This is a genomic window from Duffyella sp. Ts4, assembly GCF_051851875.1.
Lineage (GTDB): Bacteria > Pseudomonadota > Gammaproteobacteria > Enterobacterales > Enterobacteriaceae > Duffyella > Duffyella gerundensis.
Map to the genome: position 1 here is coordinate 73,762 of NZ_JBLYPN010000002.1, position 14,719 is coordinate 88,480.

The following is a 14,719-nucleotide window of genomic DNA, read 5'->3' on the forward strand; positions in this document are numbered from 1 at the left end:
CCGTAACGGAGGAAATATGGATCACCGTTTACTACAAATTGTGGCTTGTCCGGTATGCAACGGCAAACTGTACTACAACAACGAACAGCAGGAACTTATCTGTAAACCTGACGGCCTGGCATTCCCGGTGCGTGAAGGCATTCCGGTTCTGCTGGAAAATGAAGCGCGTGCGCTGACCATGGAAGAGAGTCATCCATGAGTTTCGTTGCCATTATTCCGGCACGTTACGCTTCAACGCGGCTGCCGGGTAAACCGCTGGTCGATATCAACGGTTTGCCGATGGTTTTGCACGTGATGCAGAGAGCAAAAGAGTCGGGAGCAGAGCAGGTTATTGTTGCCACCGATCATGCCGATGTCGCTGCAGCAGTGGAGGCGGCGGGAGGCGAAGTGTGCATGACCCGCGCCGATCATCAGTCAGGCACCGAGCGTCTGGCCGAGGTGATTGACCGCTACGGTTTTGCCGATGACAAAATTATTGTCAACGTGCAGGGCGATGAGCCGATGATTCCACCGACTATCATTCGTCAGGTAGCAAACAATCTTGCCAGCGCGGCAGCAGGAATGGCCACGCTGGCCGTGCCGATCGTCAGCGCAGAAGAAGCGTTTAATCCTAACGCGGTAAAAGTGGTCACTGACGCGGCCGGTTATGCGCTCTATTTTTCCCGTGCGGCCATCCCCTGGGAACGTGAGCGTTTTGCCGTCTCACGTGAAGAGATCGGCGATGCCTTTTTACGTCATATTGGCATTTACGCCTACCGCGCCGGCTTTATCCGCCGCTACGTGACCTGGCAGCCCAGCAAGCTGGAGCAGATTGAGCTGCTGGAGCAACTGCGGGTGTTGTGGTACGGCGAAAAGATTCATGTTGATGTTGCGCATGAGGTGCCGAGCGCTGGTGTCGATACGCCAGAGGATCTGGCGCGTGTACGCCAGGCGATGCAGTAATCCGTTCAGAGGACCATTCGGTCCTCTTTTCTCATCAGGATTTGATGTCAGACGATGATTCCTCCGGCAAGTACGTTCATGATAACGACTCTGGTCAGTTAAAGGAGCCTGTTATGGAACAACTGCGCGCAGAGCTGACGCTGGTGTTAGGCGAGCCGGTCGGTCGGCTTGAACATATCAGCGAGCAAGGACAGGCAAGCCTGTTTGCCCTTTATGATGATGCGGGGCAGGCAATGCCGCTGGTGGCTAAATATTTTCGGCGGCAGGGCCTGGCGGCACAGGAAGCTGCCAAACTGTCAATGCTGGGTCGCGAAAGCGCGATCAAAGTGCCGGCGGTATACGGTGTGGTCATCAGCCAGCAGCAACCACGGCATGAAGTTTTACTGCTGGAGCGGTTACGCGGCGTTCCGGTTGAGGCGCCCGCACGCACGCCGCAGCGTGCTCAACAGCTGGAGCAGCAGATTGTGGAATGCCTGCATGCCTGGCATAGTATCGACAGCCAGGGCGTGGTGGGCGCCGTTGACAGTACGCAACAGAACAGCTGGAGCAACTGGTATCAGCAGTATGTTGAAGTGCTCTGGGCGACGCTGGGCTGGCTTGCGTTACCCGGATTAACCGCGGAAGATCGGCATTTGCTACTGCGTTGCCGTCAGCAACTGCCCAGGCTATTTAATGATTTCGCTGCACGTTGCGTGCTGGTGCATGGCAATCTATCGCTGCAAAACCTGATCAAAGATCCCCGTTCCGATCGGCTTATTGCCGTTGTTCATCCCGGCCCGATACTGTGGGCGCCCCGGGAGTTTGAACTGTCAAAGCTGAGTGAAACCGGCGCAGCCGAGTCACTGATGTTTGCTTCGCTGCGCCATCAGCCGGTCGACGAGGGTTTTATCTGGCGACGCTGGATCTATTTACTCTGGGATACCGTAGCAGAAGCGATTGCGGGCATGCCGCTGAACCGCCCGCGGTTTCATCATGCTGCGCAACGGCTATTGCCGTGGCTCAACTAACGTACTCTCTTCACCATGAAGCCGCTGCCACAGCCGCCCCAGCGTTTCATACCAGGCGCGATCGCTGTGGCCCAACCATACCGGCGACGGAATCGCCTTTTCCCATGGATTCAGCGGTGAAGTAATCGCCAGCTGATTGGCGGGAGCCACGATCGGCTGCAATCCCTGCGCGTAAAAAAAGCCCAGCGCACGCGGCATATGGTTAGCTGAGGTGATCAACATGAAAGGATGCTGGCCAATGTACTGCTTTACCGCCTCAGCTTCATGCGCGGTATCCCGTGGCCGATCGAGCATGATAGTGGCATCGGCAGGGACGCCGAGAGATTGTGCCACCTGCGCGGCAACGCGCGCGCTGCTCATCGGATTCTGGCCAGCGGCCGCACCGGTGAAGATCATGCGAGCACCCGGATTACGTCGCCACTGGCGCACTCCTTCAACCACGCGTGGCAAACTGTTGCTGATTAAATTTGAACCAGGCGCCCAATCGGGATTAAAAGTATAGCCACCGCCCAGCACCACAATGTAATCCACCTTTTCGCTGCCGTTCCATGTCGGATAGCGGTTTTCCAGCGGTAATAGCAGCCGATCGGCAACCGGTTGCAGGCTCAGCAGCAGTAACAGCAGCCATGAAGCAGAGAGCAGGATTTTGCCGGTTTTTTGCCAGCGAGAGAACCAAAGCAATAAAATGGCGATTGCCATCAGCAGCAGCAGAAACGGCAACGGTAGTAACAGCCCGCCCACCACCTTTTTTAAGGTAAAAAACATCGATTCCCGCTTCCTTTTGTCCGAAAAAACATCATCTGATTGCCTCGCGCTACGCTAAAGGTTCATTCTCCGCCGGGGTGTGACAAAATAGCCGTTTTGGCGGCGCTGACAGGAGCCAAAGCGATGCAGGATCGCAATTTTGACGATATGGCGGAGAAGTTTTCGCAAAACATTTACGGTACCACTAAAGGACGTATCCGTCAGGCGATCCTCGGCGAGGAGCTGGCCACTATTTTAGCCACGTTACCCGCGGGAGCACGTCGCGTGCTTGATGCCGGAGGCGGCGAAGGGCAAATGGCCTGTACGCTGGCGGCGGACGGCCATCAGGTACTGTTATGCGATCTGTCCGCAGAAATGATTGAACGGGCGAAGCGTCTGGCGGCGGAAAAAGGTGTGAGCGATAACATGCAATTCGCACAAATCAGCGCGCAGCAGGTGGCAGATTATTTGGATACGCCGGTTGATCTGGTATTGTTCCACGCAGTGTTGGAATGGGTGGCTGAACCCGAGAAAATTCTTAGTCAGCTCTATGATATTCTGCATCCCGGTGGCGTACTGTCGCTGATGTTTTACAACCTGCACGGCTTAACCATGCGTACGCTAACGCTGGGAAATTTCGGTTACCTTCAGGCTGACCTGAAAAAACGCAAAAAGAAAACCCTGTCACCAGACTTTCCCCGCGATCCTGAGCAGGTTTACCGCTGGCTCACCGCCTGTGGTTTTCACATTGAAAGCCGCGCCGGCATTCGTGTTTTTCACGATTACATGCGCGACAAAGAGAAACAGAGCGAACGCTTTGACGAAGTGCTGGAGATGGAAAAACGCTACTGTCGACAGGAGCCTTTTTTGAGTTTAGGACGCTATATCCACGTCACAGCGCGGAAACCCATCGAGAAGGACGTACTATGAGTGAATTCTCCCAGACCGTACCGGAACTGGTTGCCTGGGCGCGAAAAAACGATTTTTCCGTCTCGCTGCCCACGGAACGTCTGGCATTTTTACTGGCCATTGCCACGCTGAACGGCGAGCGCATGGACGGTGAAATGAGCGAGGGCGAACTGATTGACGCGTTTCGCCATGTCAGTAAAGCCTTTGAGCAAACCAGCGAAACCGTGCTGGTGCGCGCCAATAATGCCATCAACGATATGGTGCGCCAGCGCCTGATCAACCGTTTCACCAGCGAAATCACCGAAGGCAATGCGATCTATCGCCTGACGCCGCTGGCGATCGGCATCACCGATTATTATATTCGCCAGCGCGAATTTTCCACGCTGCGCCTCTCAATGCAGCTATCGATCGTGGCCGGTGAGCTTAAACGCGCTGCCGATGCCGCCGATGAAAATGGCGATGAGTTTCACTGGCACCGTAACGTGTTTGCGCCGCTGAAATACTCGGTCGCGGAGATTTTTGACAGTATTGATATGACCCAGCGCTTGATGGATGAGCAGCAGCAGGCGGTGAAAAACGATATTGCTGAGCTGCTCAACAAAGACTGGCGTGCCGCGATCTCCAGCTGTGAGATGCTGCTGTCAGAAACCTCCGGCACGCTACGCGAGCTGCAGGACACGCTGGAAGCCGCTGGCGACAAGCTGCAGGCGAACCTGCTGCGCATTCAGGACGCGACGCTGAACAGCCCCGATCTCGGCTTTGTCGATAAGCTGGTGTTCGATCTGCAACACAAGCTTGATCGTATTACCAGCTGGGGGCAGCAGGCGATCGATCTGTGGATTGGCTACGACCGTCACGTTCATAAATTTATCCGAACCGCTATCGATATGGATAAGAACCGCGTCTTCGCGCAGCGTCTGCGCCTGTCGGTACAAAACTATTTCGATCAGCCGTGGGCGCTGACCCATGCCAACGCCGAGCGTCTTTACGATATGCGTGAAGAGGAGCTGACCCTGCGTAACGAAGAGGTCACGGGCGAACTTCCGGCGGAGCTGGAATATGAAGAATTCAACGAAATTCGTGAGCAGCTCGCCGCGATGATAGAAGAGGCGCTGGCCATCTATCGCACCCAGCAGAAGCCGTTAAATCTGGCCACTGTGATGCGTGATTACCTCGCCCAATATCCGCGCGCCCGCCATTTTGACCTCGCCCGCATCGTGATCGATCAGGCGGTACGTCTTGGCGTGGCTGAAGCTGACTTTACCGGTTTGCCAGCAGAATGGCAGGCCATTAATGATTACGGAGCCAAGGTGCAGGCGCATGTCATCGACAAATATTGAACACGTGATGCCGGTTAAACTGGCACAGGCGCTGGCGAATCCGCTGTTTCCCGCGCTGGACAGTCAGTTACGCGCAGGCCGCCATATCGGCATTGAAGAGCTGGATAATCACGCTTTCCTGATGGATTACCAGCTCTACCTGGAAGAATTTTACAGCCGCTACAACGTTGAGTTGCTGCGGGCACCGGAAGGCTTTTTTTATCTGCGTCCGCGTTCTACCACGTTGATACCGCGCTCGGTGCTGTCAGAGCTCGATATGATGGTGGGCAAAATCTTATGTTTTCTCTATCTCAGCCCGGAGCGCCTTGCTAACGAAGGCATTTTCACCCAGCAGGAACTGTATGATGAGCTGATGAGCCTCGCCGATGAAAATCGCCTGCTCAAGCTGGTTAACCAGCGCTCCACCGGTTCCGATCTTGACCGCGGCAGGCTGCAGGAGAAGATGCGCGCCTCACTGAACCGCCTGCGTCGTCTTGGCATGGTGTGGTTTATGGGCAACGACAACAGCAAATTCCGCATTAATGAATCGGTATTCCGCTTCGGCGCCGACGTGCGCAGCGGTGACGATCCCCGCGAGGCGCAGCTGCGTCTGATTCGTGACGGCGAGGCGGTGGCGCTAAGCCGTGCGGAAGAGGGTGACGATAACGACAGCGAAGCGGATGCGCCGCTGCCAGAGGATGAAAGTAATGATTGAACGCGGAAAGTTTCACTCGCTGACGCTGATTAACTGGAACGGTTTTTTCGCCCGCACCTTTGATCTCGATAATCTGGTGACCACCTTATCCGGCGGCAACGGTGCCGGTAAGTCGACCACCATGGCGGCCTTTATTACCGCGCTGATCCCGGATTTAACGCTACTGCACTTTCGTAACACCACCGAAGCGGGCGCGACGTCAGGTTCGCGTGATAAGGGCCTGCATGGCAAGCTCCGCGCTGGCGTCTGCTATTCAGCGCTCGACGTGGTTAACTCACGTCACCAGCGCGTCATCGTTGGCGTGCGTTTGCAACAGGTGGCAGGCCGCGATAAAAAAGTCGATATCAAACCCTTCAGCATTCACGGCTTGCCAGCCAACCTGACGCCGACGGAGATGTTTACCGAAGCGGTGTCGGAACGTCAGGCGCGCGTTCTGCCGTTGAACGAACTCAAAGAGCGCGTTGAGGCGATTGAGGGCGTTCAGTTTCGTACCTTTAACTCAATCACCGACTATCACTCGCTGATGTTCGATCTCGGCATCGTGGCGCGTCGACTGCGCTCGGCCGGCGATCGCAGCAAATATTATCGCCTGATCGAAGCCTCGCTGTACGGCGGTATCTCCAGCGCCATTACCCGCTCGCTGCGCGATTACCTGCTGCCGGAAAACAGCGGCGTGCGCAAAGCCTTTCAGGATATGGAGGCGGCGCTGCGGGAAAACCGCATGACGCTGGAAGCGATTCGCGTCACGCAATCCGACCGCGATCTGTTTAAGCATTTGATCTCTGAAGCGACCAGCTACGTAGCGGCCGATTACATGCGGCACGCCAACGAACGCCGCATCCATCTTGATGGCGCCTTATTGCTGCGTAACGAGCTATTTACCAGTCGCAGCCAGCTGGCCAGCGAACAGTTCCGTCATATCGACATGGCACGCGAGCTGGCGGAACACGCCGCGGCAGAAAATGACCTTGAGGTGGATTATCAGGGTGCCAGCGATCACCTGACGCTGGTGCAAACCGCCATGCGTCAGCAGGAAAAAATCGAGCGCTACAGCAGCGATCTTGAAGAACTGAGCTATCGCCTGGAAGAGCAGAACGAGGTGGTTGCCGAAGCGCGTGATGTACAGGAAGAGAACGAAGCACGCGCCGAAGCTGCCGAGCTGGAAGTGGATGAGCTGAAAAGCCAGCTGGCGGATTACCAACAGGCGCTGGACGTGCAGCAAACGCGCGCTATTCAGTATCAGCAGGCGCTGCAAGCTTTACAGCGTGCGCAGCAGATTTGCCAGCTGCCTGCTCTGACCGTCGACAACGCCGATGAGTGGCAGGAAACCTTCCAGGCACGTGAACAGGAAGCCACCGACAAGCTGCTAATGCTGGAGCAGAAAATGAGCGTGGCCGAGGCCGCGCACGGCCAGTTTGAACAGGCGTTTGAACTGGTGAATAAAATTGCTGGCCCGGTGAGCCGCAGCGAGGCGTGGCAAACCGGCCGTGAACTGCTGCGCGACGCGGCAAATCAGCGTCATCATGCGGAGCAGCTGTCGTCATTGCGGCTGCGTCTCTCCGAGCTGGAGCAGCGGTTACGCGAGCAGCAGGAAGCGGAACGCTTGCTGAATGAGTTCTGCAAACGCCAGGGTCAGCATTACGAAGCCCATGAGCTGGAACAGCTGCAACGCGAACTGGAAGCGCAGATTGAACAGCTGTCACAGAGCGTCAGCGATGCCGGTGAACACCGCATGACTCTGCGTCAGGAGCTGGAGCAGCTGCGCGAGCGCACCACGGCGTTGACGGCACGTGCGCCGCACTGGCTGGCCGCGCAGGAGATCCTGACACAGCTGAGTGAACAGACCGGACAGACGCTGGAAAACAGCCAGCAGATCACCGAATTTATGCAGCAGCTGCTGGAGCGCGAGCGCGAAACCACGGTAGAGCGCGATGAAATTGCGGCGCGTAAGCGCGAAATCGAACAGCAAATCGAACGTCTCAGTCAGCCCGGCGGCGCGGAAGATGCACGGCTTAACAGCCTGGCCGAACGTTTTGGCGGCGTGCTGCTCTCTGAGATTTACGATGATGTCACACTGGACGATGCGCCTTACTTCTCGGCGCTCTACGGCCCGTCACGTCACGCGATTGTCGTGCCGGATCTCTCCCTGATCCGCGAGCAGCTGTCGGGACTGGAAGATTGTCCCGAAGATCTCTATCTGATCGAAGGCGATCCGCAGTCGTTTGATGACAGCGTATTTGGCGTTGAAGAGCTGGAAAAAGCCGTTGTGGTGAAAGTCGCCGAGCGACAATGGCGCTATTCGCGTTTTCCAAAAGTGCCGCTGTTTGGTCGTGCCGCGCGTGAGAATCAGCTGGAGCTGCTGCATATCGAACGCAACAGTCTGGCGGAACGCTACGCCACGCTGTCGTTTGACGTGCAGAAAACGCAGCGCCTGCATCAGTCGTTCAGCCGTTTTATCGGCAGCCATCTGGCCGTCGCATTTGAAGACGACCCGGAAGCGCAGATCCGCCAGTGCAACGCACGTCGCGCCGAGCTGGAGCGTGCGCTCAGCAATCATGAAAATGACAATCAGCAGCAGCGCCAGCAGTACGATCAGGCAAAAGAGGGCGTCGCCCAGCTGAACCGGCTGCTGCCGCGCATTAACCTGCTGCAGGATGAAACCTTAGCCGATCGTTGCGAAGAGATTCGCGAGCGCATGGAGGAGTCGCAGGACGCCGCGCGCTTTATTCATCAGCACGGCAGCGCGCTGGCGCGCCTTGAGCCAATGCTCTCGGTGTTGCAAAGCGACCCGCAGCAACATGAGCAGTTAAAAGCAGATTATCAGCAGGCGCAGCAGCAGCAGCGTGATGCCCGGCAGCAGGCGTTTGCCCTCACCGAAGTGGTACAGCGTCGCGCGCATTTTGGCTACGCCGATTCGGCTGGCATGCTCACCGGCAGCAGCGATCTGAATGAGAAGCTGCGTCAGCGTCTTGAACAGGCCGAAGGCGAACGTGCGCGTGCTCGCGAGCGGCTGCGGGAGCATCAGGCCCAGCTGACGCAATATTCGCAGGTGCTGGCATCGCTGAAAAGTGCTTACGACGCCCGCCGCGATATGCTGAAAGAGCTGCATCAGGAGATGCAGGATATTGGCGTTCAGGCTGACAGCAGCGCGGAAGAGCGTGCACGCATTCGCCGTGACGAGCTGTACAACGCACTGAGCAGCAACCGAACGCGCCGCAATCAGCTGGAAAAACAGTTGACCTTCTGTGAAGCCGAAATGGATGCGCTGCAGAAAAAACTGCGCCGGGTTGAACGCGATTATCATCTGAATCGTCAGCAGGTGGTACAGGCGAAAGCGGGCTGGTGCGCGGTGCTGCGCCTGGTGAAAGAGAGCGGGGTGGAAAGAAGGCTGCACCGTCGCGAACTCGCCTACCTCAGCGGCGATGAATTGCGTTCAATGTCCGATAAAGCGCTGGGCGCGTTGCGTCTGGCGGTGGCGGACAATGAACACCTGCGCGATGTACTGCGTCTGTCTGAGGATGCCAAACGACCAGAACGCAAAATTCAGTTCTTTATCGCCGTGTATCAGCATCTGCGCGAGCGCATTCGGCAGGATATTATTCGCACCGACGATCCGGTTGAAGCGATCGAGCAGATGGAAATTGAGCTGAACCGCCTGACCGAAGAGCTGACCGCGCGTGAAAAAACGCTGGCGATCAGTTCGCGCAGCGTAGCGAATATCATCCGCAAGACTATTCAGCGTGAGCAAAACCGTATCCGTCAGCTTAATCAGGGGCTGCAGACGGTGAGCTTTGGTCAGGTGCGCAGCGTGCGGCTGAATGTCAACGTACGCGAAACGCACGCGATGCTGCTGGATGTGCTGTCGGAAGAGCATGAGCAGCATCAGGATCTGTTCAACAGCAACCGTTTCACCTTCTCAGAAGCGCTGGCGAAACTCTATCAGCGTTTGAATCCACATATCGACATGGGCCAGCGCACGCCGCAAACCATCGGTGAAGAGCTGCTGGATTACCGTAACTATCTGGAGATGGAAGTTGAGGTTAATCGTGGATCTGACGGCTGGCTGCGTGCAGAAAGCGGCGCACTCTCTACCGGTGAAGCGATCGGTACCGGTATGTCGATTCTGGTAATGGTGGTGCAGAGCTGGGAAGAGGAATCACGCCGTCTGCGTGGCAAAGATCTTTCGCCATGCCGTCTGCTGTTCCTTGATGAAGCCGCGCGTCTGGATGCGAAATCGATCGCCACGCTGTTCGAGCTGTGTGAGCGGCTGGAGATGCAACTGGTGATTGCCGCGCCGGAAAATATCAGTCCGGAGAAGGGCACGACGTACAAGCTGGTGCGCAAGGTATTTAATAACACCGAGCACGTGCACGTCGTCGGCCTGCGCGGTTTCTCCGCCGACGTTTTGCCTGACAGCAAGACTCGGCTCGAAACGGAAAATAGCCAGGCGCAGGCATAGTAAAACGCCTGTTGAAGCGGTAATCTGCAAGTCGGCATTTGCTCACAGAGCAAATGCCGTTTTCATTTCTATACTAAGTGAAAGCGTTTCCGCTTTTAGCGCGGTTCCGTACCCGCTCATGTTGATGTTAAAGGGGGCAAAGGATGTTGCTGGCAAATGCATTTCTATTAAAACGTGCCGCTTTGGCCTGTTGTCTCTCCCTTGGTCTGGCGAACGTTTCCGCCGCCACTGCAGCGATAATAACGGCCGCGCCTTCCCGCGCGGTTAGCAAAAGTATGAGCGCTGGTGAAAGCCAGCGACAGATCCTTGCGGCCTTTAACGATGGCAGCAAGCCGTTCTATCTCGCTTCCCTGGCAACGCTCTACGCCGGACGCGATATGCATCCGGTGTGGCACGATCCCATCGCGGTACAGCAGTTTCAGCAGCAGCTGGCTGAAGTGGCGCTGTCGGGTGTCCAGCCGCAATTTAACCGCTGGATTGAACAGCTAACCAATCCATCCATCACCGGCCTTGCGCGGGACATTGTCCTGTCCGATGCGATGTATGGCTATCTGCAATTTATTGCCAATGTGCCCGCGCAGGGCGAGAACTGGTTATACAGCAACGTGCCTTATAAGATGGCGCTGCCGCCGCTCTCGACGGTGAACCAGTGGCATCAATCGATCGAGCAGGGCGTGCTGGCAACCTTTGTACGCTCGCTGGTGCCACAGCATCCGCAGTACCAGCGCATGCGCAAGGCGCTAATCACGTTAATGAGCGATAACCAGCCGTGGCCGCAGCTTAACGGCCGCGAGACGCTGCGCCCCGGCCAGGTCAGCGCCGATGTGCCGGCGCTGCGTGAGATTTTGCAGCGCAGCGGTATGCTGGATGCGGCAACAACGACATCGACGCCGGTCACCGTCAGCGCCAGTCAGCCCGCGCCGGTGGCGGTCAGTCCGTCAGCGACGTCGGTCAGCACGATTCCGCCACAAACCCCGGAAAACCCAGGCCTGGTGACGCCGCCTGCTGATGTCGCTGCCAGTGCGGATCAGGTTTATAATGACCAGCTGGTGGCCGCCGTTAAACGCTTTCAGCAGTGGCAAGGTCTGGAAGGCGATGGCGCTATCGGTCCGCGTACACGCGAATGGCTGAATGTGTCGCCGCAGATGCGGGTTTCACTGATGGCGCTGAATATCCAGCGTTTGCGCCTGCTGCCGGATGACATGCACAACGGCATTATGGTGAATATTCCTAACTATTCGCTGATCTATTACACCAACGGCACGCCTGCACTGACGTCACGCGTGATCGTGGGTCGCCCGGATCGCAAGACGCCGTTGATGCGCAGCGCGCTGAATAATGTGGTACTGAATCCGCCGTGGAATGTGCCGACGACATTAGTGCGCAAAGATATTGTGCCTAAGGTTAAGCAGGATCCGAGCTATCTCTACAAGCATGGCTATACGCTGCTGTCGGGCTGGAACGCCGATGCTGAAGTGATCGACCCTTCAATGATTGACTGGAGCATGGTGTCCGCGGCCTCATTCCCTTATCGCATTCGTCAGGCACCTGGCGCGACCAATTCGCTTGGCCGCTACAAGTTCAATATGCCCAGCTCTGACGCGATCTATCTGCACGACACGCCGAATCACAACCTGTTTCAGCGCGATATCCGTGCGCTGAGCTCCGGCTGCGTGCGGGTAAATCGTGCGTCCGATCTGGCCAATATGCTGTTGCAGGATGTGGGCTGGAACAATGCGAAGATTTCTAGCTCGCTGCAGGAAGGTGATACCCGTTACGTGCCGATTCGTCATCGTATCCCGGTTAACCTCTATTATCTGACCGCCTGGGTGGCTGATGACGGTAAGCCACAATTTCGAACAGATATTTACAACTATGATACAACTGCGCGATCGGGCACGCATATGCTCAGTAAAGCTGGCCAGCTCCTGCTTTAGTGCTTGATTCAGCAATCAGTTATTTTTGCTTACATGTGCAAGACTGGTCTCAAAAGGGGAAGATTAACCACGCTTCCCCTTTTTCTTGACCTTCGCCGGGTTGACGAACGGTTAGCTGGCGTTTAATGTGCGGCCTTGTGCACTTTTTGCACGACCCACTTTTCGCACTGTTGTAGGTAAACGCATTTCATGGCTACTTTTGATCCCCAACGTCGTAAACTCCTGGTTTTAGGCGGAGCAGCAGCCGGTCTGGCTTGTCTTCCCGGTTCTGCCTTTGCTACGCTTTCGACGCCTCGTCCGCGCATTCTGACGTTAAATAATCTCCATACCGGTGAAACCCTGAAGACCGAGTTTTTCAATGGAAAGAGTTACGATAAGGATGAACTGGCCAGGTTAAATCATTTTTTCCGTGACTATCGCGCCAATCAAACCAGGAAGATCGATCCTAAACTGTTCGATCAGCTGTACCGCCTGCAGGCGATGCTTGAAACGCGTAAGCCGGTGCAGCTCATCTCCGGCTATCGTTCGCTTGCTACCAACAACAATCTGCGAGCGCACAGTAGAGGCGTGGCAAAACACAGTTATCATACGCTCGGACAGGCCATGGATTTTCATATCGAAGGCATCCAGCTGAGCAACGTCCGTAAAGCAGCGCTCGCCTTGCGTGCGGGTGGTGTAGGATACTATCCAAGCAGTAATTTCGTACATATAGATACCGGCCCGGTGCGCAACTGGTCGTAACAGAAGCCAGTCGCCGGGCCATAATGGAGCGTTATGAACTATCACATTATTCCGGTGACCGCTTTCGTCCAGAACTGTTCTCTGATCTGGTGTGCTGAGACCGGTTCTGCCGCTATTGTCGACCCCGGTGGCGATGCGGAGATGATCAAGCAGGCAGTTGCTGCAGCCCCGGTAACGATTGAATCAATCCTGCTTACCCACGGCCACCTTGATCATGTTGGCGCCGCCGCTGAACTGGCTGCCCATTACGGTGTGCCAGTCATCGGGCCAGACCAACGTGATGCCATCTGGCTGGAAAATCTGCCAGAGCAAAGCCGCATGTTTGGTCTGCCGGAATGCGCACCCTTAACGCCGGCTCGCTGGCTGAAAGAGGGCGACAGCGTTGCTGTGGGCAAGGTGCAGCTGGAAGTATTACATACGCCAGGTCATACGCCCGGACATATTGTTTTCTTTGATCGTGTTGGCCGCTTGCTGGTGTCCGGAGATGTGATCTTCAACGGCGGCGTCGGACGCACCGATTTTCCACAGGGTAACCATCAGCATCTGATTTCAGCCATCAAAGAGAAGCTGTTGCCGTTAGGTGATGACGTGGCGTTTTTGCCTGGACACGGGCCCGGCTCCACGCTGGGACATGAGCGTAAAACCAACCCCTTTCTGCAATAATCTACGCAATAAAAAATGGGCCGCTCAGGCCCATTCTTGTTTCTGCTTATCTGCCGGTTTACAGCACTGCGACAATCGCTGCGCAGAGTGCAGACATATTATCTGATGTCATACCCGCCACGTTAACGCGTCCTGAATTCACCGCATAAACCGCAAATTCGTCACGCAGGCGAACAACCTGATCTTTACTCAATCCACTGAACGAGAACATGCCGTTTTGGCGAATGATAAAGCTGAAGTCGCCCTGCGCACCTTTTTCCTGCAGCGTTTTAACGAACAGCTCACGCATCAGATGAATGCGCTGACGCATTGCCGTCAGTTCCTGCTCCCATTCTGCACGCAGCGCGTCATTGCCAAGAATAGTGGCCACCACCGCTGCACCGTGCGCTGGAGGATTAGAGTAGTTGGCGCGGATGGTATATTTTACCTGGCTGAATGCGGTAGCCGCTGCATCAGCGTTGGCTGCCACTAAGGTACAGGCGCCCACGCGTTCGTTATACAGGCCAAAGTTTTTGGAGTAAGAGCTGCAAACCAGCAGTTCCTGATGCGTGTCAGCGAAAATACGCAAACCTTCCGCATCTTCTTCCAGACCACGGGCAAAACCCTGATAGGCAAAATCAAACAGAGGTAACCAGCCTTTCTGCTGCGACAGCGCTGCCAGCTGCGCCCACTGCTCTTTGGTTGGGTCAATGCCGGTGGGGTTATGGCAGCAGCCGTGGAACAGCACCACGTCGCCTGCCTGGGCCTTATCGAGCGCGCTTAGCATGCCGCCGAAGTCCAGCGTATGGTTTTGCGCATCATAATAGGCGTACTCACACACCTCTAGGCCCGCAGAGTGAAAAACGTTCTGGTGATTGGGCCAGCTTGGGTTGCTTACCCAGATACGCTTAACATCGGTCTGCGTTGCCAGAAAATCAGCGGCAACGCGCAGGGCACCGGTGCCGCCTGGCGTCTGCGCGGTGCGCGCACGCTGATCGGTGATCAGCGCATGATTTTTACCAAACAGCAGCGCCTGCGTGCAACGGGCGAAATCAGCCAGGCCATCGATGCTCAGATAGTTTTTGGTGGTTTCATTTTCCAGCAGGAATTTTTCCGCTTTTTTAACGCTGGATAATACCGGCGTCTGGCCCGTTTCATCTTTATAAACGCCAATACCGAGATTGATTTTATTAGAGCGGTTATCGGCGCGGAAAAGGTCGGCTAAACCAAGAATAGGATCGGCGGGTGCAGCTGCAATTTTTTCAAACATAGTAGGGTCCATAGGCTTTGATAAAAGCGATAAG

12 protein-coding genes are annotated in these 14,719 nt (G+C 55.9%); 10 read left to right on the forward strand and 2 right to left on the reverse strand.

The genetic code is table 11. The features are described from left to right. Window positions 1–16 precede the first annotated feature (16 nt). The 3 genes from ACJY2L_RS03245 to ACJY2L_RS03255 all read left to right on the forward strand — a co-directional run bounded on the left by ACJY2L_RS03245 (window position 17) and on the right by ACJY2L_RS03255 (window position 1,949). Entirely contained in the window at window positions 17–199 is a 183-nt protein-coding gene (locus ACJY2L_RS03245) for a Trm112 family protein (RefSeq protein ID WP_067429231.1), read from the forward strand. After that, window positions 196–942, forward strand: coding sequence for a 3-deoxy-manno-octulosonate cytidylyltransferase (kdsB, locus tag ACJY2L_RS03250; protein WP_439212912.1), 747 nt, complete (start codon window positions 196–198; stop codon window positions 940–942). Before ACJY2L_RS03245 ends, kdsB begins: the two co-directional genes overlap by 4 nt. A 113-nt stretch (window positions 943–1,055) precedes the next feature. Next, window positions 1,056–1,949: a phosphotransferase gene (locus ACJY2L_RS03255; RefSeq protein ID WP_439212913.1), complete on the forward strand. Its 894-nt coding sequence runs from the start codon at window positions 1,056–1,058 to the stop codon at window positions 1,947–1,949. On the opposite strand, the gene elyC is transcribed toward ACJY2L_RS03255, so the two are convergent. Then, window positions 1,929–2,714, reverse strand: coding sequence for an envelope biogenesis factor ElyC (gene elyC, locus ACJY2L_RS03260; protein ID WP_187488163.1), 786 nt, complete (start codon window positions 2,712–2,714; stop codon window positions 1,929–1,931). The genes ACJY2L_RS03255 and elyC overlap by 21 nt on opposite strands. Before the next feature lie 123 nt (window positions 2,715–2,837). Here elyC and cmoM point away from each other — a divergent pair, with 123 nt between their 5' ends. The 7 genes from cmoM (at window position 2,838) to ACJY2L_RS03295 (ending at window position 13,436) form a co-directional block, all read left to right on the forward strand. Further along, on the forward strand, window positions 2,838–3,623 hold the full coding sequence (cmoM, locus tag ACJY2L_RS03265; protein ID WP_187486378.1) for a tRNA uridine 5-oxyacetic acid(34) methyltransferase CmoM: 786 nt from the start codon (window positions 2,838–2,840) through the stop codon (window positions 3,621–3,623). After that, a complete protein-coding gene (gene mukF, locus ACJY2L_RS03270; RefSeq protein ID WP_067429244.1) occupies window positions 3,620–4,942 on the forward strand; it encodes a chromosome partition protein MukF in 1,323 nt (440 codons plus the stop codon). Before cmoM ends, mukF begins: the two co-directional genes overlap by 4 nt. After that, window positions 4,923–5,636 carry a chromosome partition protein MukE gene (gene mukE / locus ACJY2L_RS03275; protein ID WP_067429247.1) on the forward strand — a complete coding sequence of 238 codons (714 nt, stop codon included), beginning with the start codon at window positions 4,923–4,925 and terminating at the stop codon, window positions 5,634–5,636. The genes mukF and mukE overlap by 20 nt, the downstream gene beginning before the upstream one ends. After that, the gene (gene mukB / locus ACJY2L_RS03280; protein WP_439212914.1) at window positions 5,629–10,095 is read left to right on the forward strand and encodes a chromosome partition protein MukB; all 4,467 of its coding nucleotides are present in this window, start codon (window positions 5,629–5,631) and stop codon (window positions 10,093–10,095) included. Before mukE ends, mukB begins: the two co-directional genes overlap by 8 nt. A gap of 143 nt (window positions 10,096–10,238) precedes the next feature. Further along, window positions 10,239–12,032: a L,D-transpeptidase gene (gene ldtD / locus ACJY2L_RS03285; protein ID WP_439212915.1), complete on the forward strand. Its 1,794-nt coding sequence runs from the start codon at window positions 10,239–10,241 to the stop codon at window positions 12,030–12,032. 189 nt (window positions 12,033–12,221) lie between these two features. Then, a complete protein-coding gene (locus ACJY2L_RS03290; protein WP_439212916.1) occupies window positions 12,222–12,773 on the forward strand; it encodes a DUF882 domain-containing protein in 552 nt (183 codons plus the stop codon). A 33-nt stretch (window positions 12,774–12,806) separates the two neighbouring features. Further along, window positions 12,807–13,436 carry an MBL fold metallo-hydrolase gene (locus tag ACJY2L_RS03295; RefSeq protein ID WP_067429258.1) on the forward strand — a complete coding sequence of 210 codons (630 nt, stop codon included), beginning with the start codon at window positions 12,807–12,809 and terminating at the stop codon, window positions 13,434–13,436. A 58-nt stretch (window positions 13,437–13,494) separates the two neighbouring features. Here the strand turns inward: ACJY2L_RS03295 and ACJY2L_RS03300 are convergent, their stop codons facing one another. Continuing rightward, entirely contained in the window at window positions 13,495–14,685 is a 1,191-nt protein-coding gene (locus tag ACJY2L_RS03300) for an amino acid aminotransferase (protein WP_439212917.1), read from the reverse strand. Window positions 14,686–14,719: the final 34 nt, after the last annotated feature.